22 protein-coding genes, 2 tRNA genes and 1 pseudogene are annotated in these 23,157 nt (G+C 41.8%); 4 read left to right on the top strand and 21 right to left on the bottom strand.

The genetic code is table 11. The annotated features are described in order from the left end of the window. Nucleotides 1–102 precede the first annotated feature (102 nt). The 17 genes and pseudogenes from ACIY14_RS01715 to ACIY14_RS01795 form a co-directional block, all read right to left on the bottom strand. On the bottom strand, nt 103–420 hold the full coding sequence (locus ACIY14_RS01715; RefSeq protein ID WP_409001287.1) for a hypothetical protein: 318 nt from the start codon (nt 418–420) through the stop codon (nt 103–105). Between the two features lie 191 nt (nt 421–611). After that, nucleotides 612–684 (bottom strand) — tRNA-Thr (locus ACIY14_RS01720). 49 nt (nt 685–733) lie between these two features. Beyond that, nucleotides 734–805, bottom strand: a pseudogene (locus ACIY14_RS01725) (GNAT family N-acetyltransferase); the annotation flags it as partial. Next, nucleotides 801–1,586 (bottom strand): ABC transporter permease, encoded by a 786-nt coding sequence (locus ACIY14_RS01730; RefSeq protein ID WP_409001288.1) that lies wholly within the window; start codon nt 1,584–1,586, stop codon nt 801–803. The pseudogene ACIY14_RS01725 and the gene ACIY14_RS01730, both read right to left, overlap by 5 nt. Nucleotide 1,587: 1 nt before the next feature. Further along, a complete protein-coding gene (locus ACIY14_RS01735) occupies nt 1,588–2,406 on the bottom strand; it encodes an ABC transporter permease (RefSeq protein ID WP_409001289.1) in 819 nt (272 codons plus the stop codon). 1 nt (nt 2,407) lies between these two features. Then, nucleotides 2,408–3,400 carry an ATP-binding cassette domain-containing protein gene (locus ACIY14_RS01740; protein WP_409001290.1) on the bottom strand — a complete coding sequence of 331 codons (993 nt, stop codon included), beginning with the start codon at nt 3,398–3,400 and terminating at the stop codon, nt 2,408–2,410. Nucleotides 3,401–3,682: 282 nt separating this feature from the next. After that, nucleotides 3,683–4,564, bottom strand: a complete 882-nt coding sequence (locus ACIY14_RS01745) for a class II fructose-bisphosphate aldolase (protein WP_001019007.1) — start codon at nt 4,562–4,564, stop codon at nt 3,683–3,685. A gap of 144 nt (nt 4,565–4,708) precedes the next feature. Next, complete coding sequence (gene vncS, locus ACIY14_RS01750) at nt 4,709–6,031, bottom strand: sensor histidine kinase VncS (protein WP_409001291.1); 1,323 nt, start codon at nt 6,029–6,031, stop codon at nt 4,709–4,711. Further along, the gene (gene vncR, locus ACIY14_RS01755; protein ID WP_084932977.1) at nt 6,028–6,684 is read right to left on the bottom strand and encodes a response regulator transcription factor VncR; all 657 of its coding nucleotides are present in this window, start codon (nt 6,682–6,684) and stop codon (nt 6,028–6,030) included. Before vncR ends, vncS begins: the two co-directional genes overlap by 4 nt. Nucleotides 6,685–6,824: 140 nt before the next feature. Then, nucleotides 6,825–8,204 carry an ABC transporter permease subunit Vex3 gene (vex3, locus tag ACIY14_RS01760; protein ID WP_409001292.1) on the bottom strand — a complete coding sequence of 460 codons (1,380 nt, stop codon included), beginning with the start codon at nt 8,202–8,204 and terminating at the stop codon, nt 6,825–6,827. Between the two features lie 285 nt (nt 8,205–8,489). Further along, on the bottom strand, nt 8,490–9,122 hold the full coding sequence (vex2, locus tag ACIY14_RS01765; protein WP_000173734.1) for an ABC transporter ATP-binding subunit Vex2: 633 nt from the start codon (nt 9,120–9,122) through the stop codon (nt 8,490–8,492). A gap of 12 nt (nt 9,123–9,134) precedes the next feature. Further along, nucleotides 9,135–10,412 (bottom strand): ABC transporter permease, encoded by a 1,278-nt coding sequence (locus ACIY14_RS01770; RefSeq protein ID WP_409001293.1) that lies wholly within the window; start codon nt 10,410–10,412, stop codon nt 9,135–9,137. Nucleotides 10,413–10,545: 133 nt separating this feature from the next. After that, nucleotides 10,546–11,157 (bottom strand): CPBP family intramembrane glutamic endopeptidase, encoded by a 612-nt coding sequence (locus tag ACIY14_RS01775; RefSeq protein ID WP_409001294.1) that lies wholly within the window; start codon nt 11,155–11,157, stop codon nt 10,546–10,548. Between the two features lie 271 nt (nt 11,158–11,428). After that, nucleotides 11,429–11,514: transfer RNA gene (locus ACIY14_RS01780), tRNA-Leu, on the bottom strand. Between the two features lie 80 nt (nt 11,515–11,594). Continuing rightward, on the bottom strand, nt 11,595–12,170 hold the full coding sequence (locus ACIY14_RS01785) for a cysteine hydrolase family protein (RefSeq protein ID WP_409001295.1): 576 nt from the start codon (nt 12,168–12,170) through the stop codon (nt 11,595–11,597). Beyond that, complete coding sequence (gene codY, locus ACIY14_RS01790) at nt 12,170–12,958, bottom strand: GTP-sensing pleiotropic transcriptional regulator CodY (protein ID WP_000940727.1); 789 nt, start codon at nt 12,956–12,958, stop codon at nt 12,170–12,172. Before codY ends, ACIY14_RS01785 begins: the two co-directional genes overlap by 1 nt. Before the next feature lie 282 nt (nt 12,959–13,240). Next, nucleotides 13,241–14,797: a DEAD/DEAH box helicase gene (locus ACIY14_RS01795; protein WP_409001296.1), complete on the bottom strand. Its 1,557-nt coding sequence runs from the start codon at nt 14,795–14,797 to the stop codon at nt 13,241–13,243. Nucleotides 14,798–15,146: 349 nt separating this feature from the next. On the opposite strand from ACIY14_RS01795, the gene ACIY14_RS01800 reads away from it, so the two are divergent. From ACIY14_RS01800 to ACIY14_RS01815, 4 genes are all read left to right on the top strand, one after another. Next, nucleotides 15,147–16,463, top strand: coding sequence for an FAD-containing oxidoreductase (locus ACIY14_RS01800; protein ID WP_409001297.1), 1,317 nt, complete (start codon nt 15,147–15,149; stop codon nt 16,461–16,463). A 98-nt stretch (nt 16,464–16,561) separates the two neighbouring features. Continuing rightward, a complete protein-coding gene (gene murT / locus ACIY14_RS01805) occupies nt 16,562–17,905 on the top strand; it encodes a lipid II isoglutaminyl synthase subunit MurT (protein ID WP_409001298.1) in 1,344 nt (447 codons plus the stop codon). Continuing rightward, complete coding sequence (gene gatD, locus ACIY14_RS01810; protein WP_409001299.1) at nt 17,905–18,687, top strand: lipid II isoglutaminyl synthase subunit GatD; 783 nt, start codon at nt 17,905–17,907, stop codon at nt 18,685–18,687. The genes murT and gatD overlap by 1 nt, the downstream gene beginning before the upstream one ends. 127 nt (nt 18,688–18,814) lie before the next feature. After that, nucleotides 18,815–19,897 (top strand): M24 family metallopeptidase, encoded by a 1,083-nt coding sequence (locus ACIY14_RS01815; protein WP_409001300.1) that lies wholly within the window; start codon nt 18,815–18,817, stop codon nt 19,895–19,897. Nucleotides 19,898–19,937: 40 nt separating this feature from the next. On the opposite strand, the gene ACIY14_RS01820 is transcribed toward ACIY14_RS01815, so the two are convergent. From ACIY14_RS01820 to ACIY14_RS01835, 4 genes are all read right to left on the bottom strand, one after another. After that, on the bottom strand, nt 19,938–20,399 hold the full coding sequence (locus tag ACIY14_RS01820) for an ECF transporter S component (protein WP_409001301.1): 462 nt from the start codon (nt 20,397–20,399) through the stop codon (nt 19,938–19,940). Further along, nucleotides 20,377–21,150, bottom strand: coding sequence for a bifunctional hydroxymethylpyrimidine kinase/phosphomethylpyrimidine kinase (locus ACIY14_RS01825; protein ID WP_409001302.1), 774 nt, complete (start codon nt 21,148–21,150; stop codon nt 20,377–20,379). Before ACIY14_RS01825 ends, ACIY14_RS01820 begins: the two co-directional genes overlap by 23 nt. Next, nucleotides 21,140–21,889, bottom strand: a complete 750-nt coding sequence (gene truA, locus ACIY14_RS01830) for a tRNA pseudouridine(38-40) synthase TruA (RefSeq protein ID WP_409001303.1) — start codon at nt 21,887–21,889, stop codon at nt 21,140–21,142. The genes ACIY14_RS01825 and truA overlap by 11 nt, the downstream gene beginning before the upstream one ends. Before the next feature lie 99 nt (nt 21,890–21,988). Continuing rightward, entirely contained in the window at nt 21,989–23,140 is a 1,152-nt protein-coding gene (locus ACIY14_RS01835) for an MFS transporter (RefSeq protein ID WP_409001304.1), read from the bottom strand. Nucleotides 23,141–23,157 lie beyond the last annotated feature (17 nt).

A 23,157-nucleotide genomic window follows, 5' to 3' on the forward strand; every position in this document is an offset into this window, starting at 1 on the left:
AGATCTGAACTTTATCTTCATAACTCAATTTCATAATAAAACACCCCAAAAGTTAGATTTTTTCTGTCTAACTTTTGAGGTGCAGTTCAATCTCGAGACTTTTTATTTGTCTTCTTGTTTATCTTTATCAGGAAAGAGGTAGCCAAGTCCTACACATGCTAGCACACCGGCAGCAATTACCAAACCACTTGAAATTGGCAACAGATCAAAAATAGCATTTGCAATGATAAAGGCAATGATCAAGCACATAAGACTAGACTTGTAGTCTTTTTTCAAAACGTTTTCTAGCGTGAAATAGAGGAACAATCCTACCGGAATGAGTGACCAGAGGTTGATATCCAAACTTGGCCATCCAACAGAACCAAAATACAATACTAGCGCTGCTGCTACTAAAAATACAAGTCCCAATAATTTTTTCATTTTTTGTCTCCATTTTCTTTTTTTGGGAACTTGAGTTGTCTGATATTGACGCCTCACACCCTTTACAAAAATTATTATAGCAGAGGGTTTACCCCAGAACAAGCTCTTTTGCCTATCTGGTCTCTATCTCAGTCTAAGTGGTTGAATATTATCGACAACAAAAAAAGAAGCCCATTAGGGCTTCTTGATTCTGCCGATTGCAGGAATCGAACCTGTGACCTACGCGTTACGAGTGCGTTGCTCTACCAACTGAGCTAAATCGGCAACTACCTTCATAGTATAGCACTCTGAGAACAATTGTCAAGAGAAAATTTCACAATTTCTTAACCCAAATCAAGCAAGGATTGCTTTTATCCCAAAGTTCAGGAAAGATTTCTAACTCACGAACCTGCACTTTCGTAGGCATCCAAGCCCCTATCCCAGAGTTTTAAAGAAATAACAAAGAAAACAAGGGAAATCAGAATCAAACCACCAATATTAAAGAAGACATCCTTATCCTGCAAGAAATAGCTGGCAGGATAGTAAGCTGTAAAGGCAAAGGGGATGATAAAGCTAATCAACCAACGAAGAAGCGAATTGTAAATGGAAATCGGATACTTGGCAAAGTCATTAAACATATAAAAAATGTAAATCATGGCGCCTGACTGCTTGGTCCAAAAAGCGATACTGGCAGTCGCGATTTTCAAGGAAGTATAAATCAAAGTCGCAAAAGGAATACAAACTAGGAAAAGCAGAAATTTAGGAAGAGTCCAAGCAATGCTTGATACTGTTGTCGCTAGTAAAATTCCACCGACCAATAGTTCGCCTAGGGCATCAATCTGAAAGGTCTCGACTAGGATATGGAAGAGCGGATTGATAGGACGAGTCAGATACTTATCAAACTCTCCCTTTCGGACTAAGCGTTGTCCCAGTGCCCAGAGATTATCAAAAAAGAGATGATCCAATCCCTTGGGAATTAAGGAAAATCCATAGATAAAGGCAATCTCTTGGAAGGTCCAGCCTTCTAGGGATGGAATGTGTTGAAAGATGACATTGAGAAACAAGAGGTTCAGGCCTTGAGTCAGAAAAACACCTAAAACACCAACCACAAAATCCACCTTGTATTCCATGATTTGCTTGATGTATTGTCTGATAAAAATCAGATGCATGCGTTGATATTTTTTCATACTAACCTCCTTGAATGGTGATAAATGACTGGACTCGTTTCCAAATCAGCTGAGACAAGCCCACCATCACTAAGAGCCAGAAAAACTGTAGCAAGAGCGCCTGAAGAATCTGACTAGCATCGTATTTTCCAACAATGATCATGACTGGGGTGTAGATCAAGGATGAAAAAGGCAAGAAGGAGAGAATATCTGAAACCACCTTGGGAAAGAAAGCCAAGGGAATCAGACTTCCAGACATAAAGGCAACTATTGAAGTCTTGAGTAGATTGGAACCCCAAAGATTTTTAAACACAAAGGCTGAAAAACCAAAACAGATATTAAAGAAAAAGTTGATCAGATAGGCGAGCGTTAAGCTAAAGAGATAAAGGATGGTTAATCCCAGTACTTCTATAACTCCTTGCCCAGATAAGATTTTCATCAACACAATGACACTCAAAAATGGCAGTCCAACAGAGATAAAAATCAACCACTTGGAACCAAGTTCTGTGAAGAGATAAGAGGCCGCAAAATGCACTGGTCGCAATAAACGCATGATAATGGAGCCATCCTTGACCTCATCACCAATCATAAAGGAAGAATCCGACCTAGTCAGAAGATTAGTCACAAAACTCATGATGATATAAAGGGTGATATCCGCCATGCTGAAGCCTTGAATCAAAGACTCCTGCGAAGAATCAAAGACAGCCTTCCAGAGATAAAAAGCCACAAAAGCCCCCATGACATCGCCAATCCGATAGAGAATAAAGTTGACTCGATAGGTGATCAACTCCTGAATCCCTGCATTGATAAAGGGTTTATAACGTCTCCACAATTTGACCATCTTAGAGCTCCTTCCGATAGAAGCGACGGATAATATCCTCGATATCCGTATCCAACATCTTCAAATCGCGAATCTCAAAATCAGACAGGGTTTGCTTGATAATATCAGCCGACTGGTAGCGGGAACTATCGAATTCAATATTGAGGCTGTTTCCTTGTCTATCAATGGTTATATCAGGCAGACCTTCATAGTTAGAAAAGAGATGACTTTGACCCGGCACCAGTTCAAAGGAAAGTGTCTTCATCTTACCAAAGGTTTCCTTGAGCTGGCTAACCGTTCCATCAAAAATCTCCTGCCCCTTGTCAATCATGAAAATCCGATCACAGAGCTGCTCAATATCACTCAGATCGTGAGTAGTCAAGAGAATGGTAGTCTCTTCCTCCTGATTAATCTGAGTAATGGCCCGACGAATATTGTCTTTGACCGAAACGTCCAAACCAATGGTCGGCTCATCTAAAAAGAGAACCTTAGGATTGTGAAGCAAGGAAGCTGCAATATCCGCCCGCATCCGTTGACCCAGTGAAAGAGTCCGCACGGGGTCCTTGATAAAATCCTTCAAATCCAGGACTTCATTCAAAAAGTCCATACGCTTGTGGAAGAGCGAGTCTGGCACATCGTATATCTCTTTCAAAACCGTATAGGTTTCTTGCAGTGCCAAATCCCACCATAGCTGGGTGCGTTGTCCAAAGACAACCCCAATATCCTTGACATAATCCTGACGATTGTCCTGCGGAATCTTGCCATTAATCCGACAAAAACCAGATGTCGGTTTTAAAATCCCTGTCAGCATTTTGATGGTGGTTGACTTCCCAGCACCATTTGCCCCGATAAAGCCTAAAATTTGGCCCTTGGGTACCTCAAAGGTCAAATCCTTGACTGCTTCAAAGGTCTGCTTTTCAGGATGAATAAAGGAGCGCAAAGCTCCCTTCAAACCAGGTTCCTTCACTGTCTTCACAAAATTTTTCTGAAGATGTTCCACTTCTATCATTGCCATATCTCTCTCCCTGTCGCAAGGAATAGCAACATTGTATTTTTGACTACAAATATTCTAAATCCTTACTTTCTACACCTTCTCAATATTAATACAAAAGTCTTTATACCAACCTATTATAGTCCAATAAAAAACGGAATGCAAGCGTTTGCCTGAGGATTATGAAATTAAAGATTTCTCTTTTAAAATGGTATTTTTAATCAAAAATTCTGATTTAATCGTTTCTTTAAGACACCAAAAAAAACCTGCCCAATGGGCAGGTTCTGTAGGTATTGTTCAGCTAGATTATGCTTTACCTTCTGAACCGAATACGTCGATACGTTCTTCAACAGCTTCTGTAATTGCTTCGAAACCTGGTTTCAAGAATTTACGTGGGTCAAAGAGTTTCTTCTTATCGTATTCTGCTTCGTTTGCTTCGTATTCAGCAACAAATTTACGAGTTGCGTTAGCAAATGCGATTTGGCATTCAGTGTTAACGTTAACTTTCGCAACACCAAGTTTGATAGCTGCTTGGATTTGGTCATCAGGAATACCTGAACCACCATGCAATACGATTGGGAAGCCTGGAACTGCTTCTGTCAATTTTTGCAAGTGATCAAGGTGAAGACCTTTCCAGTTTGCTGGGTAAGGACCGTGGATGTTACCGATACCAGCTGCCAAGAAGTCAATACCAGTTGCAACCATTGCTTTAGCATCTTCAATTGGAGCTAATTCGCCATCACCAATGATTCCGTCTTCTTCACCACCGATAGTACCAACTTCAGCTTCTACTGATACGCCGTTTGCATGAGCAAATTCTACAACTTTACGAGCTTTTTCAAGGTTTTCTTCAACTGGAAGGTGTGAACCGTCAAACATAACTGAAGTATAACCAACTCGGATACATTCAAGTGCATCTTCATAATGACCATGGTCAAGGTGAATAGCAACTGGTACAGTAATTCCCATTGATTCTACAAGGTTTTCGATGAGAAGTTTACATACTTTGTAACCACCCATGTATTTCGCAGCACCCATAGAAGTTTGGATCAAAACTGGAGCTTTTTTAGCTTCTGCTGCGCGCAAGATAGCTTGAGTCCACTCAAGGTTGTTTGTGTTAAATCCACCAACTGCATAACCGTTGTCACGAGCTGCTTGGACAAATTTTTCTGCTGAAACGATTGCCATTTTATCAGGCCTCCTGTATATTTTTATGGGTCAACCCATTTACATTGTTCATTTTATCACTTTTTGATAAAAAAAGCTAGTTTTTCCCATACTTTAGATTGAATTTCTTCTAATCCGATCAATGTAAACCCTTTCTTTTCAATCCTAGCTAACTCTAGGAAAGCGTATAAAGAAAGTCAAGCGATCATTCTGACTTTCAAAACGATAAGGCAATTTCTCATGTTCTAATAAACTTTTGACCACAAAGATCCCCATTCCCGAACCCTTGGCCTTACGACTAGCATTGTCAGAAAAAGACTGAGCCAGTTTTTCTTGTTCTTCAGGACTACAGCTATTCTCGATAAAGAGTTCCCCTTCTCTTTCTCCAATTCGAACCAAGCCACCTGGAATGGAGTGCTTGATAGCATTGCTGATGAGATTCGATAGGATTAGTTTCATGACAGATGGGTTTATATAAGCCTGCTGATGAGTTAGGCTAATGTCTACATGAAGTTCTCTCTCCTTGGCGAGCAAAGCATAATCTGTGACCAGACTTTGCGTCATCTGAAGAAGCTCAACCTCTTCTTTCTCGTCTCGCAATTCCTGCACAGAAGAAAGAGACAATATCTGGAGAACGTGGTGACTGAGGTCATCCACAATCCCCAAGGCAACTCCAAGATAGTGGTCTCTATCCTTATAACGACCGATATTTTCTTTCATATTTTCGATTAGGATTTTGAGACTAGCCAGAGGAGTTTTCAATTCATGAGAAGCCCCTCGTAGAAATTCGACCTTCATCTTCTCCAGCTGGAGAATAGCTTCATTTTTCTCATGCAAGTCCGCAATAACTGTCAAAAGGTGCTGGTAAAGGCTATTGATTTGTTCCTTGAGATCACCTATCTCATCCTTGGAATCCACGCGCAAACGCACTTGAGCATCTAGCTCCATCATCCGACGGGTCACCCGCTTGATTTCCAAAATCGGGGCAACAATGGTCCTAGCATAGATATAGGCTACCAAGAGGGAAATCAGAAAGGATGCCAACAAGGTATAGGGGAGAAACTGAAGACTAATCTGCTCTGCTTCCTTTTGTAAATCCATGGACGCTAGAAACTGAAGAGTCATAGTTCCACCATCTTGCGTTTTTACCTCGCGTTCTTCAATAAAGAGGGAAGTTGTCTGGCGAGCTGTATCTAGTGGAAAATTATCCTTAACCTCTAACTTGTCCTCAGTCATCTCACCCTTAACAGACCCTTTGATATCACTGGTCTGGGAATACAAGTCTAAGACTTGCTCGATACTCTGCCTATCCTTTCCGTCAAGGGACTGGGCAATGGCTGTCGCTTTTTGGCCAATGGTTTCCTGACGATGACTCAGATAAGTTGATGGAAAGAGAAAATAAATGGCTAAATGAAGACAAATAACCAGAACACTAAAAATCGAGAAGGTATAGATAAATATTTTAGTAAATAGACCTGTTCGTTTCATTTTCGCTCCAATTTATAACCAACATTGCGCACAGTGAGGATACAATCCAAGTCTAGCTTTTTCCGCAGTTCCTTGATATAGACATCAATGACACGGTCAAAGGGAACCTCATCTGTCACCTTCCAGACGGCATCAATTATCTGAGAACGAGTCAAGGCTCGGCCTTCATTTTTTACCAGATAGTCCAGAATTTCCAACTCCTTGGCATTAATGGCTACTTCTTGACCTGCTAGGCTTGCACTATAGCTTTCAAAGTCCACCTTTGTATCCTTATAGGAGAAGACTCGTCCTGTATCGTAGTAGCGCTTGAAAATTGCATCCACCCTCACTTTTAAGAGAGACAGGGAGAAGGGTTTTTCCAGATATCCGTCTGCCAGAGAAGCAAAAGCACTCATCTTGTATTCCTCATCCTGAAAGGCGGTCAACATCAGGACAGGGACCTGACTGGTTTTACGAATCTCAGCTAGGACTTCGAGGCCATTGAGCTTGGGCATCTGGATATCCAGCAGTACTAGAGCAACTTCATAGCTGGAAAATTTTTCCAGAGCTTCCTGACCATCTGCTGCTTCAATGGTTTCATAACCACAATCCGTCAAATAGTCACTGATCCCCTCACGGATCATCTCCTCATCTTCTACAATTAAAATTTTCATAGAAAAACGTTTCACATTCCTTTAAATTTCTTGTTAATCTTTCTATTTCATCCTGATAAGACCTCTTCCTATCAAGGCAAAATAGATAAAAATGCTACCTATATTATACCCCATTTAGGGGAGAATAGGTAGCAATTTTTTTATTCACTATCGAGCAAGAGCTCTTTTGGTTGTTTTCTAAGGAGATTGCTTGAGGCAAGTGCCATAACGAGAACGACTAGAACCAAGGCAAGGACAAAGACGATGATAAAGTCTGATGTCTGAATGGAAATGTCTAGACTCGACAAGGTCTTGCTAAAGCCATCTACTTCTGCACCACCACCAAGATTAGAGGCTTGAGCAGCCTTGCTGGCTTGCTTGGCAACACCTGAAGTGACATTGGCAAGAACAGTATTTCCGATTGCACGAGCTGTATAGTTGGCTAGGAAGTAAGCAGAAACAAGAGCAGGGATGGCAATCAAGATGGATTCTGTGATAAATTGACCCAAGATGCTTGCCTGCTTGAGACCGATAGAGAGGAGAATTCCCACTTCCTTGCGACGGGCATTGATCCAAAGACTGAGCAAGAGGGCTAGGAGAAGGACTGAGAAGCTCAAGCTACCCCAGAAGAGGAGATTGGCCATCTTGTACATACCAGAGATGGATTGCTCAAGAGCTGGGTAGTTAGAGGAGCTTTTAACGAGTGTGTAATTCTTCCAGTTGATACCGCTGATACCATTCAACTCTTTCATAACATCATCCAAATTCTTGTCCGCTGTTACAAAGAAGGTTGCGTCCCCATAAATAGCAGTTTCTTCTGTATAACCATATAGTTTAGCCGCCGTATGGAGGTCTGTGATAGCTGTATTTTCGTATAGTTCTTGTGAGTAGGTTACTGCCGACTTATTGTGACCATCAAAGAGTCCTTTGATTGTCACTTCGACTGTTTCCTTGGCACCTTTTTCATTGTCTGCGTCGTAGATATTGGAGTCCAGTTTAACCTTGTCTCCTACTTTCCAGCCGTGTTTGGCTGCCAAGTCCTTGTGCATGAGGATCTTGTTCTTGTCGTCGTTGGTTAAGTGCTCTCCTTCGACTAGCTTATAAGAACCGGAAACAAACTTGTCTTCTTTAGAGGAGTCATTGACACCTGTAATCATCAAGCTACTTCCAAACCGTTTGGCACGGTCAGCAGTGAGATTTTTCTTAGTTTCTGGCGTTTCGATGAGATCATATCCAGTCAAATCTCCGATAGCGTTGATGCGTTTAACATAAGACTCGATGGCCTTGTTTTCGGTGATTTTTTTGATATCCTCACCCTTGATATTCCCAGAACCACGTGGCGTTCCTTGATTGACGCGACGATTGATTTGCATGGAGAAGCTATTGGTGATATTTTTAAAGGTCTCCTGAGAAGCCTTGGCAGTAGCTCCCTTGATCGACAAGCCGACCAAACTCAAGCTCGCCATGAGGAGAATAATCAGGAAGATAACAATCGATTTGAAAAACTTCCTTGTAACATAGGCAAATGCGTTGTGTAACATAGGTTCCCTTTCTAGATTTTGTTCTATTTCAATGTCTTATAACTTATATAAATTATTTTTTTACTATTTCCCTTAGATTGTGCGGACGGGAGCAACTTCCTGTAGGAATTTCATCCCTAATTTTTGAGCCATATGTCTCAAAAATTCCGGCCTAGATAATAACTCTGTTATTATCTAGGCTATCACTATTGCGGGAAATAGTTGTTAAAGACTCACTTTGTTTATTATTACTTTACACGTATCTAGTTACCAACTAATACTATTTTAAAGTTTAATAACTAGATTCTATATTTCAGTCAGTTTCTTATCCTTCAATTCAAGTGTAATATCTGACGCTTGTGCCACTTCTTTACTGTGGGTGACAACGATTACACATTTACCTGTTTTCTCGGCAAGTGACTTGAGCAATTCGATAATATCTCCAGCAGTTTTAGGGTCCAGATTTCCTGTTGGCTCATCAGCAAGAATAACTGGAGCTTCTGAGACTAAACTGCGAGCGATGGCTACACGTTGCTGTTGACCACCTGATAACTGGAGAACATTCCGCTTGATCTGACTTTCATCCAAACCAAGCTCAAGAAGTGTATCCTTGCTTGCCTTTTTGTTGACCAAGCGGATATTTTCCAGCGGAGAAAGATAATCTATCAAGTTATAATTTTGAAAGACCAGGGAAATATGGTGCATGCGATGGTAAGAATACCCCTTATTCCGAATGTCCTCTCCTTGGAAAAGGATAGAACCTTCAACAGGGCTATCTAGACCAGCCAGTAGGGACAAGAGAGTGGATTTTCCTGCTCCTGACTCACCAATGATACTATAAAATTTTCCGGGTTCAAAATTATACTTGATCTGATATAAAACTGCTTCAGCAGTGTTCTTATAACGGTAGGTAACATCTTGCAATTGTAATAAAGTCATGATTTCTCCTTCTTAACTAATAGATGATAAAATTTCTTTCGGCGATTTTCTAAATAAGAATAGGAAACAAAGGGCTACAGACAAGCAACCAATCAGGAGCAGAAAAACATAGGATTCTGCAAAGGATAGGAGACTAGTTGATAGACCGCTTGCTTTGGCCAGCGTGTCTTGTAAGGTTGCCTGATCTCCACTGGCTAGTACAGTTTGGAGCAGATAGGATGTGATGGCATTTCCAGCGATAAAGGATGGGAGCAAAGCTCCGAGAGATACCAACACTACCTCTAAACAGAACTGTAGGAAGATCGAGCTCTTGCTTTTTCCAAGTGCGAGTAAAATTCCCACTTCGTAGACTCTTTCTCTCAACCAGAGAGACAAGACCAAGATTAATGCTCCTGCTCCTGCTATCAACATCCCATAAAGGAAGATGGTGAGGAAGGTTTGGAAGGTTGCAACTGAGTCTTTGATTTGTTCAAAGGCCTTGTTTTCCTTCTCGACTTGGTAGCCTTGACTTTCTAAAGCCAAGTTTTCGACCTGCTTCATGAGTCCATCCATTTCCTTAGGATTTTCCACATAGAAGCGCGCTGCACTGACTTGAGGTTCACTATTTCCCAGAAGGCTTTGGCTACTTTCATAGTCTGTAAAGACTTGGTTTTCACTGAAGTCAGAAGACAAGCCTGTGAATTTTTCTTGTTTTTTACCAGAAAAGATTCCGACAATCTCAAACTCTACTGTTTGCCCTTTTCCAGCTTCGGACTGACCAGCATCCAAGCTAATCTTGTCATGAAGCGAAAGACCGTTCTTCTTGGCCAACTCTTCGTGGATAAGTATTTTCTTGGAGTCCCCTTTTTGAAGGTGTCGCCCTTCTTTTAGATTGAAAGCCGAACTGGTAAAGGTGACATCCTTGGATGAATCCTCAAGAGCCGTTAAGCTAACCAAGTTCTTATCTGCAGCTGACAAATCATCACGTTCTACGCTCTGCTCACCACTCACCGCTTCCTTGTCTTTCAGTTTTGCGACCGTCTCAAGTTCAGGAGAAACATTTTCCAGTCCCTTAATCTTGCTCACGGATGCTAGGTCAGACAACTTGAAGGTCTGTCCATTTTCTATCTTTTTGATAGAAAAAGATGTATTGAGTGATTTGTAAAGATTGCTTTCTACTGTTTTGTTGGACTTCATCAGAGTCAAACAGGCTGAAATTCCTGCTAAGAGGACAAATAAAATCAGAAATAAAATAAAACTTCTCAGTCGTTTTCTGCTGACATAAGCCCAAGCTCTTTGGATTGGATTCATTTGTCACCTCCATATTTGTAAGACTATTATAAAATCCAAATATGAAATGTTTATGAAATCGAAAATTTTTTTGATTTATTTTTTGAAAAAAAGCTGGTATTTCTACCAGCCCCATTTTTATAACTTTATCCACTCAAAGCAAAGAAAATGCAGAAACTAAACCAGAGAGGATGTTGGCTGTGGCATGCATTAGCCAACTTGGTAAAATTGATCCTCCTGCTTTCTTTTCATTAACAAAACCAAGATAAGCTGCTATTGCTCCAGTAAAAAATACAATAAAAAAAGTGACTTCCAAACTTACTACTGAAGCAAATAATACTCCATGAAGCAATCCAAAAGCGAAGGCCTGTATGGTATTTGCAAAGACAAACGGCATGTGATTTGCCATTCGTTTCAGTAGAAAACCTCTAAATAATAGTTCCTCTGGTAAAGATGTTTGCAAAATACTGTAAATTAGAATACTTGGTAAAGCCTTAGAACCCATAGCAGAAAAAGCCGAAGTGGCTGTTTCTAGACTACGCGTAAGAAGAAAGATAAGGATAGAAAAAATAGTAAATAAAGAAAATCCCCCCACCATCCATAAAATCAGTTGTAAAGCTTTTACTCTTTTGATAGCTTTTAGCCCCATCCATTCCATAAATGGGACCTTCCCCCTCACAGTCAGAAACCACCAGATAGAAGGTAATAAAATAATAAAGAGAATTTGAATAAAGGCGCTCATTATTCGTTGAAGTTCATTACCCATCGTAATCCTCCTTTACATTTTTGAAATACTCATTTCAAATACCAAATGACTATCTACTCCTCCTTTTCTACCTTATATATCCGTTTTAACCAAACCTATTAGTATCCATTACTCTATTATCTTTCATATAAGACTTTTTACTGTTACTTTCTATCTATATTATAGCACTATTTAAAAGAAAAGAAAAAAACAAGAAAGGTAAACCTCACTTGTTGAATTGTCACTTTGCGCGCTAACAAAAAAGAGCTAGCCAAAGCTAACTCTTACCCTATGCGGAGAGAGGGACTTGAACCCTCACGACCTAAAGCGGTCACAGGATCCTTAGTCCTGCGCGTCTGCCAATTCCGCCATCCCCGCGTCGATTACTTTACTAGTATATCAACTTTCAAAATCTTTGTCAACACTTTTTTCAGATTTTTTTCATTTTTCCAAGGGAATTATTCTTGGATTTCAGCCAAATTTTCATCCAGCAACTTGGCTCCCAGAGTGTTCTTAAAATGACCAAGAGCAAACTGATGATGTTCTGGCCAGATAGAGGCAACTGCAGGCTTGACAATCTCAATATGATAGCCGAGGTTATAGGCATCAATAGCCGTATGAAGAACACAAATGTCGGTCAATACACCGGTCAAAATGACTGTATCTACACGACGTTCCCGCAAACGGATATCTAGGTCTGTTCCTGAAAATGCTGAATAGTGACGCTTGTCCATCCAAAAGACACGACTATCAGAAGCATGGGCTTGGTAAAAATCCGCTAGTTTTCCATACAAGTTGCGACCACTAGTTCCAATGATGTTGTGAGGTGGAAAGAGTTTGCTTTCTGGGTGGAATGCATCCTTCTCTTCATGAGCATCAATGGTGAAGAAAATATATTCCCCACGCTCAAAAGCCAGTCTAGTCACCTGAGCAATCGCCTCAGAAATAGCTTGAGCAGGAGCACCTGCTGTCAATTTCCCCTGATCTGCTACAAAATCCTCTGTATAGTCAATTGAGATTAAAGCCTTTGTCATTAGTAGTCCCTCTTTTTCACTTCCTCAAAAATATCACCAATTAGAACTTTGAGATAAGTCCCCTTCATTCCGAGTGAACGGCTCTCAATAATTCCTGCTGACTCCAGTTTACGAAGCGCATTGACAATTACAGAACGCGTGATTCCAATACGATCTGCAATAACTGATGCAGTCAATTGCCCTTCATTTCCATCCAATTCAGCTAAAATAGCTGATACGGCACGAAGTTCTGAATAGGAAAGGGTATTAACCGCCATGGTAACAGCAGTACGACGGCGAATATTTTTCTCATCCTCTTCACGTTGAAAGTTCAGCAGTTGAATCCCTACCACCGTGCTCGCAATCTCGACAAGGATCAAATCTTCATCTTCAAATTTCTTATCATTGCGCCAAATGATCAAGGAACCAAGGCGAATCCCTGACACATGAATCGGAGCAATGGTCGTCAAACCATCTGGAAAATCCGCACGGCTCTCTACAGGGAAAATGGTCAAATCATGTTCAACAGGAAGGTTGGCTTCCGTATCATAGATCATGTTTGCACCTTGAATATAATCATCTGGAAAAATCTTAGTTTGAAAAAACTGCTCTACACGATCTGTATTCGTTTTATAACGCATGAAGTAGCCTAAAAGGCGTCCCTTGCTATTCACAATACAAGCGTTACAATCAATAATATCTGCCAACTGGCGTGTAATCGCATTGTAAGGAAGTTCATCTTGAAGTTGCTCCTCTGAGCGTTTCAAAATAGAAGTAATTTTTCTTGTTTTTTCTAATAAGTGTGCCATTTTTTACCTCGCATTTAATCGCTATCATTATAACATAAAGAGCGTGAATTTTCAATTATTATCTGAAAATTGCTTATTTAATTACAATTTTGAACAACAAAAATATTTTAGAAAAATAAGTTCTTTTGTGTTGACAGCTGAATTATTTTTTGTTAATATAACATTATAATAAGATGACGCGGTAAATTCCTTTCCGTTTCACCTATCTTTTACTATCACCATCTTCTTTTACCCTTGGTCTCCTTATATATAAAAGCGATTCACAATGTGAATCGCTTTTTCCTACTTGTCTCCTTTGTTACGAATAACAAAGCCTGTTTTCTTTTCACTTGAAGTGTTGTGAGGTTTCTTATTGTCTTTATTACGGTAACGTCTGTCTTTATCAAAACGATCGTTCCCGCGGTTGCCTTTCTTGAAGTCATCACGGCGACCACCACGACGGTTATCTCCTCGACGATTGTCGCGTCCACGATTACCTCCAGAACGTCCATTTCCTGACGGTTTGAACGGCAGTGGTTTTTCACGCGCAATCTCCACTTCAGGAAGGCTGTCTGGATCTTGGACTGTCAGACTCAAGATATACATAGCCAATTCTTCTGGACTAAATTCAGCAGCTAACTTACAAGCATCTTTAGCAAATTTCTCAAAGTTCCCACGAATAGTTTCATCCGCAAAATCGCGTTCGATTTTCTTGAGAGCTATGTGTTTTTTTGCTTGGAAGGCTTCTTCTGCTGTCGCTGGTTTCAAGCCTTTCATGCGTTTCTTAGTCAAGTTTTCGATGATTTGAAGGTAGCCCATTTCATTTGGAGCTACGAAAGTAATAGACTGACCTGACTTACCAGCACGCCCTGTACGACCGATACGGTGAACATAGCTTTCAGGATCTTGTGGAATATCGTAGTTGTAGACATGGGTCACACCTGAAATATCCAAGCCACGCGCAGCAACGTCTGTCGCAACCAAAACATCAAGATTCCCATTTTTAAAATCACGAAGGACACGAAGGCGTTTATTTTGGTCCAAATCACCATGAATTCCTTCTGCACGGAAGCCACGGATTTTAAGTCCACGAGTCAATTCATCCACACGGCGTTTGGTGCGACCAAATACGATAGCAAGCTCTGGTTGTTCCACGTCCATGAGACGGGTCATAGTATCAAATTTTTCTTGTTCCTTAACACGGATATAGTACTGGTCAACCAATTCTGTTGTCAATTCCTTGGCAGCAATCTTCACATGCTCAGGGTCTTTCATAAACTGAACACCAATACGTTTAATAGCATCTGGCATGGTTGCTGAAAAGAGCAAGGTTTGACGATTTTCAGGGACACGAGAGATAATAGCTTCGATGTCTTCAAGGAAGCCCATGTTGAGCATTTCATCCGCTTCGTCAAGAATCAGAGTTTCAATATCTTGTAATTTCAAGGCCTTGCGTTTAATCAAGTCCAAAAGACGGCCTGGTGTTCCTACCACGATGTGGGCACCAGATTTAAGGGCCTTAATTTGTTTTTCAATACTGGAACCACCGTAAACTGAGCGAACTTTCACTCCCTTGCTACGGCCAAAGCGGAACAATTCCTCTTGGCTTTGAACAGCGAGTTCACGAGTTGGAGCGATGACCAAGGCTTGGATGGTCGCTTCTTCTGTACGGATTTTTTCAAGGGTTGGCAAGCCAAAGGCTGCGGTTTTCCCTGTACCAGTCTGAGCTTGACCGATAACGTCTTTTCCTTCGAGCGCTAAAGGAATAGTTTGCTCTTGGATAGGACTTGCTTCTACAAATCCAGCTTTTTCAATCTCTGCTAGCAAATCAGCAGACAAGTTAAATTCATTAAATTTCACGTTATTCTTCTTTCTAAAGGTGGTGCGAAGCCACCCTATAGGGCTTTAGTTCATACTTTTCTTTTCATGACGTATCTTCAACAAAAACGAGATACCGTGTTGCTTCTTTTCCACGAAAGAAAAGTACTGGTTTCTTTGCAACCTATCTAGTATAACACAAGACCAAAGCAAAAGATAGTAGAATCCTTTAGGAAAACTATGTAAACGATTTTCTAGCTGTAAAGTAGCCTGAAACTTGTTTATCAAAGGATTTGAAGGGACCATTTCAAACGTACTTCATTTCCCGTAGCAGATTTGTGCAAAAAGTGTTTTCTTGTGCTAGAATGAAAATCAAACAGGAGGACTATAAATGTTAACATATGATTTAATCGTTATTGGATTTGGTAAAGCTGGTAAAACACTAGCTGGTAAATTGGCTTCAGCTGGTAAAAAAGTTGCCCTCGTTGAACGTAGCAAAGCTATGTACGGTGGAACTTGTATCAACATCGGATGTATCCCAACTAAAACCTTGCTAGTCGCTGCTGAGAAGGACTTGTCTTTTGAAGAAGTCATTGCTACCAAAAATACTATCACTAGTCGCCTCAACGGTAAAAACTATGCTACTGTTGCGGGAACAGGTGTGGATATCTTTGATGCGGAAGCTCACTTCCTTTCAAACAAGGTCATCGAAATCCAAGCTGGTGATGAAAAACAAGAACTGACTGCTGAAACTATCGTTATCAACACTGGTGCTGTTTCAAACGTCTTGCCAATCCCTGGACTTGCTACAAGCAAAAACGTCTTTGACTCAACAGGTATCCAAAACTTGGACAAATTGCCTGAAAAACTTGGTGTCCTTGGTGGCGGAAATATCGGTCTTGAATTTGCAGGCCTATACAACAGACTTGGAAGCAAGGTTACAGTCCTAGATGCCTTGGATACTTTCCTACCTCGAGCAGAACCTTCCATCGCGGCTCTTGCTAAACAATATATGGAAGAAGACGGCATTGAATTGCTTCAAAATATCCGTACTACTGAAATCAAAAACGACGGTGACCAAGTCCTTGTCGTAACTGAAAACGAAACTTACCGTTTCGACGCCCTTCTCTACGCAACTGGACGTAAACCAAACGTAGAACCACTTCAACTTGAAAATACAGATATTGAACTAACTGAGCGTGGTGCTATTAAAGTAGACAAACACTGTCAAACAAACGTTCCTGGTGTCTTTGCAGTTGGAGACGTCAACGGTGGACCTCAATTTACCTACATTTCACTTGATGACTTCCGCGTTGTCTACAGCTACCTTGCTGGAGATGGCAGCTACACACTTGAAGACCGTCTCAATGTGCCAAACACTATGTTCATCACACCTGCACTTTCACAAGTTGGTTTGACGGAAAGCCAAGCAGCAGATTTGAAACTTCCATATGCTGTGAAGGAAATTCCAGTTGCAGCAATGCCTCGCGGTCACGTAAATGGAGACCTTCGTGGTGCCTTCAAAGCAGTTGTCAACACTGAAACAAAAGAAATTCTTGGAGCAAGCATCTTCTCAGAAGGTTCTCAAGAAATCATCAACATCATCACTGTTGCCATGGACAACAAGATTCCTTACACTTACTTCACAAAACAAATCTTCACTCACCCAACCTTGGCTGAGAACTTGAATGACTTGTTTGCGATTTAAGTTGAAGTCTTATCTTATCTGACAGCCCTATTGGGGCTGTTTTTACTTCTGCGAAATCTCAAAACTGTCTTTTCCCTCTTTTATGATATAATAGAAACATGAAATTAAAAACTACTTTGGGCCTCCTAGCTGGGCGTTCTTCCCACTTCGTTTTAAGCCGTCTTGGCCGCGGAAGTACGCTCCCAGGAAAACTCGCCCTTCAATTTGATAAAGATATTTTACAAAACCTAGCTAAGAACTACGAGATTGTCGTGGTCACTGGAACCAACGGGAAAACCCTGACAACTGCCCTTACTGTCGGCATTTTAAAAGAGGTTTATGGTCAGGTTCTGACCAATCCGAGCGGTGCCAACATGATTACAGGGATTGCAACAACCTTCCTAACAGCCAAATCTTCTAAAACTGGGAAAAACATTGCCGTCCTCGAAATCGACGAAGCCAGTCTTTCTCGTATCTGTGACTATATCCAGCCTAGCCTTTTTGTCATCACCAATATTTTCCGTGACCAGATGGACCGCTACGGTGAAATTTACACAACTTATAAGATGATTTTAGATGCCATCCGTAAGGTGCCTACGGCTACTGTTCTCCTCAATGGTGACAGTCCGCTTTTCTACAAGCCAGCTATTCCAAATCCTGTAGAGTATTTTGGTTTTGACTTGGAAAAAGGGCCAGCCCAACTGGCTCACTACAATACCGAAGGTATTCTCTGCCCTGACTGTCAAGGCATCCTCAAATATGAGCACAATACCTATGCCAACTTGGGTGCCTATATCTGCGAAAATTGTGGCTGCAAACGACCTGATCTAGACTATCGCTTAACAGAACTGGTTGAATTAACCAACAATCGCTCCCGCTTTGTCATTGACGGTCAAGAATACGGCATCCAAATCGGTGGACTCTATAATATCTACAATGCTCTCGCTGCGGTTGCTATTGCCCGTTTCCTCGGTGCAGATTCGCAACGGATCAAGCAAGGATTTGATAAGAGCCGTGCTGTCTTTGGACGCCAGGAAACCTTCCATATCGGTGATAAAGAATGTACTCTTGTCTTGATTAAAAATCCTGTTGGTGCTACCCAAGCTATCGAGATGATCAAACTAGCGCCTTATCCATTTAGTTTATCTGTTCTCCTTAATGCCAACTATGCTGATGGAATTGATACTAGCTGGATCTGGGATGCGGACTTTGAACAAATCACTGACATGGACATTCCAGGAATTAACGCTGGTGGTGTTCGTCATTCTGAAATCGCGCGTCGTCTACGAGTGACAGGCTACCCAGCTGATAAAATCACTGAGACAAGCAATCTGGAGCAAGTTCTCAAAACCATTGAGAAGCAAGACTGCAAGCATGCCTATATCCTGGCTACCTATACTGCTATGCTGGAATTCCGCGAACTGCTGGCTAGTCGTCAGATTGTTAGAAAGGAGATGAACTAATGGTTTATACTTCACTTTCCTCAAAAGCTGGCAACTACCCTTATCAGCTCAACATCGCCCACCTCTATGGAAACCTCATGAATACCTACGGGGACAACGGAAACATCCTTATGCTCAAGTATGTGGCTGAAAAACTGGGGGCACATGTGACGGTTGACATCGTTTCTCTTCATGATAAATTTGATGAAAACCACTATGATATTGCCTTTTTCGGTGGCGGTCAAGACTTTGAACAAAGCATCATCGCAGGCGACCTTCCTGCTAAAAAAGAGAGTATTGACAACTACATCCAAAACGACGGAGTAGTTCTAGCCATCTGCGGTGGTTTTCAACTTTTGGGGCAATATTATGTTGAAGCTTCCGGTAAACGTATCGAAGGGCTCGGTGTCATGGGCCACTACACCCTCAACCAGACCAACAACCGTTTTATCGGTGACATCAAGATCCATAATGAAGAATTCGATGAAACCTACTATGGCTTTGAAAATCACCAAGGTCGAACCTTCCTCTCAGATGACCAAAAACCACTGGGACAGGTGGTCTATGGAAATGGAAACAACGAAGAAAAGGTCGGCGAAGGGGTTCATTACAAGAATGTCTTTGGTTCCTACTTCCACGGACCTATCCTCTCTCGCAATGCCAATCTGGCTTATCGCCTAATCACTACTGCCCTCCGAAAAAAATACGGTCAGGACATCCAACTCCCTGCCTATGAGGATATTCTCAGTCAAGAAATCGCTGAAGAATACAGCGACGTGAAAAGCAAAGCTGACTTTTCTTAAACTAAGGAAAATTAGATCAAAGAACTCCACTATCTTGTCGGAGTTCTTTTTGCCTGTTCTTTTACCCTTCTCCCTTGCATTTTCTCTCTTTTTTTGCCAAAATAGAGGGGTAGAAAGAAGGTAGCATATGTCTAAATTACAACAAATCGTAACATATCTTGAATCAGAAAAACTAGACGTCGCTGTCGTATCTGACCCCGTCACTATTAATTACCTCACTGGCTTTTACAGCGATCCCCATGAACGCCAAATGTTCCTCTTTGTCCTAGCGGACCGGGAACCTCTCCTTTTTGTCCCAGCCCTTGAAGTGGAGCGTGCAACCAGCACTGTTTCCTTCCCAGTAGTGGGCTATGTGGATTCTGAAAATCCATGGCAAAAAATCAAAAATGCTTTGCCTCAGCACGACTTCAAACGTGTCGCTGTTGAGTTTGACAATCTCATCTTGACTAAATACCATGGATTGAAAACTGTCTTTGAAACGGCTGAGTTTGAAAACCTCACTCCTCGCATCCAACGCATGCGCCTCATCAAATCAGCTGACGAAGTCCAAAAAATGATGGTTGCAGGTCTCTATGCTGATAAAGCTGTAAAAGTTGGTTTTGACAATATCTCTCTTGATAAAACGGAGACAGATATCATCGCCCAAATCGACTTCGCCTTAAAACGTGAAGGCTATGAAATGAGTTTTGATACCATGGTCTTGACTGGTGACAATGCTGCAAATCCACACGGAATTCCTGGTGCAAACAAGGTCGAAAAAGACGCCCTTCTCCTCTTTGACCTGGGTGTTATGGTCAATGGCTATGCATCAGATATGACTCGTACAGTCGCTGTCGGCAAACCAGACCAATTCAAGAAAGATATTTACAACTTGACCCTTGAAGCCCAACAAGCTGCCCTTGACTTTATCAAACCTGGTGTGACTGCTCATGAAGTAGACCGCGCTGCCCGTGAAGTCATCGAAAAAGCTGGTTACGGTGAGTACTTCAACCACCGTCTCGGTCACGGTATCGGTATGGATGTCCACGAATTTCCATCTATCATGGAAGGAAATGACATGGTCATCGAAGAAGGCATGTGCTTCTCTGTTGAACCTGGTATCTATATCCCTGGTAAAGTCGGAGTTCGTATCGAAGACTGTGGTGTTGTTACCAAGGATGGCTTTGACCTCTTTACAAGCACCAGCAAAGATTTGCTTTATTTTGATTAAACCTAGACAAGCAAAAAGTCAGCTATTGAAGCTGACTTTTTTATTTTATCTTCTTGACGCTCTGAAAGACTACAAATCCCACAACCATACCCAGGATATTTTGCAGGAAGTTTGGTAGGATTTCTGGTAAGGCTGCTGCCCAGCCATTCATCAAAGTTGAACCCAAGGCATAGCCCCCTACCATGACAATCGTTGCCAAGATAAGTCCTAACCACTGAGATTTCCCTTTAAATCCTGCGAAAAATCCCTGCAAGCCATGGTTGATCAGGCTAAAGAACATCCACTGAGGGTAGCCTGATAAGAGGTCAATCAAGAAACCTGCTAGACCTCCAACGACAGCCCCCTCTTTACTACCAAAGTAGAAGGCCGCAAAGAAGATACCCGCATCTAAGAGAGTTAGAATACCTGTTGGTGTCGGGATTTTTAAGAAATAACCTAGAACCACAGAAAGGGCGGTTAATAGAGATACAAGGGCGATTTTAGTTGTTTTGGTTTGCTTCATATTGTCTTACTCCATATTGATCTGCTTGTGCAATAGCACGATAAACGAAAGCTTTAGAACTCTCTACTGCTGGTAAAAGTTCATCCCCTTTAACCAAGTGACTGGCAATGCTTGAGGCAAAGGTACAACCTGCACCAGCATTTTGTCCTTGGATAACAGGATTTTCTAGGACAGTAAAGGTTTGTCCATCATAAAAGATATCTACAGCCTTGTCCTGACTGAGGCGATTGCCTCCCTTGATAATAACTGCTGGTGCTCCCAAGTCATGCAATTTCTGTGCTGCTACCTTCATATCTTCCAAGGTTTTGATCTCTTGATCCGCTAACAATTCTGCTTCAGGAAGATTTGGCGTAATCACACTGACATGAGGGAAAAAGCGAATCAACTCCTGACAGAGTTCACTGACAGCCACATCGTGCGTTTCTTTGCAGACCAAGACGGGGTCCAATACCACAGGCACTCCTGGACGTTGCTTGATAAAGTCCAAGGCCTTCTCAGCCACGCTGACAGTAGGAAGAAGGCCAATCTTAATCCCCGCAAACTCGACATTACGCAAGCTATTCAACTCATGTTGGAAAATAGTATCATCCGTAGGGAATACCTCAAAGCCCTTTTCGGTCAAGGCCGTCAAACAAGTCACTGCTACAAAGCCATGCAAACCGTTCAAGGTATAGGTGGCCAAATCAGCTGACAAACCACCACCACTAAAAATATCATTCCCAGAAAGGGCTAAAATACGATTATTCTTCATAACGAATCTCCTTTAAATACAAGCCATTCGGTGCCGCCGTTGGACCTGCTAGCTGCCTGTCCTTCTTCTCCAAAATCAAGTCAATCTGCTCAACTGGCATTCGATTATTTCCGATTTTGAGCAGTGTCCCCACCATATTGCGAATCTGCTTATACAAGAATCCATTTCCTGAAAAGGTAAAGGTCAAAAACTGGCCTGTCTCATCAACACTAAGACTAGCTTCTGTAATGGTCCGAACCTTATCTTCTACACTGGTCCCAGACGCTGTAAAACCGGTGAAATCATGGGTTCCCTCTAGCTTTTTGATGGCCATCTGCATCCGCTCCACATCAAGCGTATAGGGAAAGTGAGTAGCATAGTGACGACGCATAGGATTTTTAGGACGCCCCCTATCCACGATAAACTCATAAGTCTTGCTGTGCTTGGCATAACGACAATGAAAATCATCCGCCACGATCTCAATTGAAATCACATTGATATCTTCAGGAGACTGAGTATCCAGAGCAAAACGGAGTTTTTCCTCATCCATCTGATAGGCTAGGTCAAAATGAATAACCTGACCAAGAGCATGAACCCCACTATCCGTCCTACCAGCACCGTGAACAGTGATGGCTTGCCCCTTATTGAGTCTCGTCAACGTTTTTTCGATTTCCTCTTGAACGCTCCGCGCATGAGGCTGGCGCTGAAAACCAGCAAATGCATACCCGTCATAGGAAATGATTGCTTTATATCTTGTCATGACTTCTATTTTATCAAGAAATAATCCTGCAAACAAGTTCAAAGAATATAAATTGTCTGGGTACAAAATTCCCAAAAAGAAAAACTTAGGAAACCAATCCTAAGCTCTCTTTTGAAGTACGTACATAACAAAGATAGAAGTGACAATCAACCAACATCCTGAAATGGTGAAGACCAACATACCGTTTTGAGTCACCAAGCCAATCGCCCCAAGAATGAAAGGTGTCGTAAAGGCCCCAAAGCTACATCCTAAAACAGCAAAAGACGTTGCCTGATTAAGGAGCTTGGCTGGGATTCTTTCGGAAAGAAGCTGAAAGACAGTGGTCAAGGCCACACTGTAAGAAAAACCTGCCACAACACTTCCAACTACCATCACACCCAATGACGGAGACAAGGCAATCACAATCTGCCCCAATCCAAAGGTGATACCTGACCAAAGGAGCAACCTTTCTTTAAACAGAGAGATGAAGAAAGAAAAACTCACACCTGCCAAGATACCAATCAACTGCATGATACTTAAAACCAAGCTCGATAACTGGGCATCCCCTAGACCTCTTTCCACCATCAGACTAGGAATACGAATGGTGATAGCTGTGTTGGTGCAGACAACAACTGCTGCTTCGATAGCCAATAGAAAAATCAAGCCTTTCATCTGTCCTGTCAAACGAGTCGTTTCAGCCTCTTTTTTCTTTGTTTCTTTCTTTTCTTTCCCATAAGGAACAAAGAGCAGATAAAGAATCAATACTAAAAATCCTGCACTGTAGGCCAAGAAGGTCACTGTCCATCCCCAGGATAAGAGTTGACCAACCACTAGAGTCAAAATCGATGCCCCGACAACTTCTGCTGATCCGCGAAGACCCAACATCTGGATCCGTGTCTTTCCATGATAGCGTTCGCTGATGATGGAAATGGCCTTGGCATTGATCATCCCAACACCCAAGCCAAATAAAATCCGCATAGCAAAGACAAAGTTGTAATCCTGATACCAGAAAGGGGCTGTTCCCCCGATAGAGAGGATGAGAAGTCCTAGACTAATCTGAAGACGCTCAGAAAACAGACGCTCCAAAACCCCATTTAAAACCAGCATCATCATGATTCCAAAAGAAGGAAGACTGACCAGGAGCTCGATTTGTTCTTTGGGATAGCCTTGATAGTAGTCAAACATGGCCGGCAGAGCACTTGAGATGGAAAAGGAGGTAATCAAAACGAGGGAGAGGGCCAAAATACTAGCCCGTTCTAAAAATTGTTTCATGGATTTTCTTTCTGTAT

This window comes from Streptococcus sp. ST16 (genome assembly GCF_046098135.1).
Classification (GTDB): Bacteria; Bacillota; Bacilli; order Lactobacillales; family Streptococcaceae; genus Streptococcus.

Bases quoted from the DNA above. Each gene is read 5' to 3' on its own strand.
- ACIY14_RS01770 (WP_409001293.1), bottom strand. From the start codon at position 10,412: ATGAATCCAATCCAAAGAGCTTGGGCTTATGTCAGCAGAAAACGACTG.
- ACIY14_RS01815 (WP_409001300.1), top strand. From the start codon at position 18,815: ATGTCTAAATTACAACAAATCGTAACATATCTTGAATCAGAAAAACTA.
- ACIY14_RS01740 (WP_409001290.1), bottom strand. From the start codon at position 3,400: ATGGCAATGATAGAAGTGGAACATCTTCAGAAAAATTTTGTGAAGACA.
- ACIY14_RS01825 (WP_409001302.1), bottom strand. From the start codon at position 21,150: ATGAAGAATAATCGTATTTTAGCCCTTTCTGGGAATGATATTTTTAGT.
- ACIY14_RS01745 (WP_001019007.1), bottom strand. From the start codon at position 4,564: ATGGCAATCGTTTCAGCAGAAAAATTTGTCCAAGCAGCTCGTGACAAC.
- ACIY14_RS01735 (WP_409001289.1), bottom strand. From the start codon at position 2,406: ATGGTCAAATTGTGGAGACGTTATAAACCCTTTATCAATGCAGGGATT.
- codY (WP_000940727.1), bottom strand. From the start codon at position 12,958: ATGGCACACTTATTAGAAAAAACAAGAAAAATTACTTCTATTTTGAAA.
- ACIY14_RS01785 (WP_409001295.1), bottom strand. From the start codon at position 12,170: ATGACAAAGGCTTTAATCTCAATTGACTATACAGAGGATTTTGTAGCA.
- gatD (WP_409001299.1), top strand. From the start codon at position 17,905: ATGGTTTATACTTCACTTTCCTCAAAAGCTGGCAACTACCCTTATCAG.
- ACIY14_RS01835 (WP_409001304.1), bottom strand. From the start codon at position 23,140: ATGAAACAATTTTTAGAACGGGCTAGTATTTTGGCCCTCTCCCTCGTT.
- murT (WP_409001298.1), top strand. From the start codon at position 16,562: ATGAAATTAAAAACTACTTTGGGCCTCCTAGCTGGGCGTTCTTCCCAC.
- vex3 (WP_409001292.1), bottom strand. From the start codon at position 8,204: ATGTTACACAACGCATTTGCCTATGTTACAAGGAAGTTTTTCAAATCG.
- ACIY14_RS01730 (WP_409001288.1), bottom strand. From the start codon at position 1,586: ATGAAAAAATATCAACGCATGCATCTGATTTTTATCAGACAATACATC.
- vex2 (WP_000173734.1), bottom strand. From the start codon at position 9,122: ATGACTTTATTACAATTGCAAGATGTTACCTACCGTTATAAGAACACT.
- ACIY14_RS01715 (WP_409001287.1), bottom strand. From the start codon at position 420: ATGAAAAAATTATTGGGACTTGTATTTTTAGTAGCAGCAGCGCTAGTA.
- ACIY14_RS01800 (WP_409001297.1), top strand. From the start codon at position 15,147: ATGTTAACATATGATTTAATCGTTATTGGATTTGGTAAAGCTGGTAAA.
- vncR (WP_084932977.1), bottom strand. From the start codon at position 6,684: ATGAAAATTTTAATTGTAGAAGATGAGGAGATGATCCGTGAGGGGATC.
- ACIY14_RS01820 (WP_409001301.1), bottom strand. From the start codon at position 20,399: ATGAAGCAAACCAAAACAACTAAAATCGCCCTTGTATCTCTATTAACC.
- ACIY14_RS01775 (WP_409001294.1), bottom strand. From the start codon at position 11,157: ATGGGTAATGAACTTCAACGAATAATGAGCGCCTTTATTCAAATTCTC.
- vncS (WP_409001291.1), bottom strand. From the start codon at position 6,031: ATGAAACGAACAGGTCTATTTACTAAAATATTTATCTATACCTTCTCG.
- truA (WP_409001303.1), bottom strand. From the start codon at position 21,889: ATGACAAGATATAAAGCAATCATTTCCTATGACGGGTATGCATTTGCT.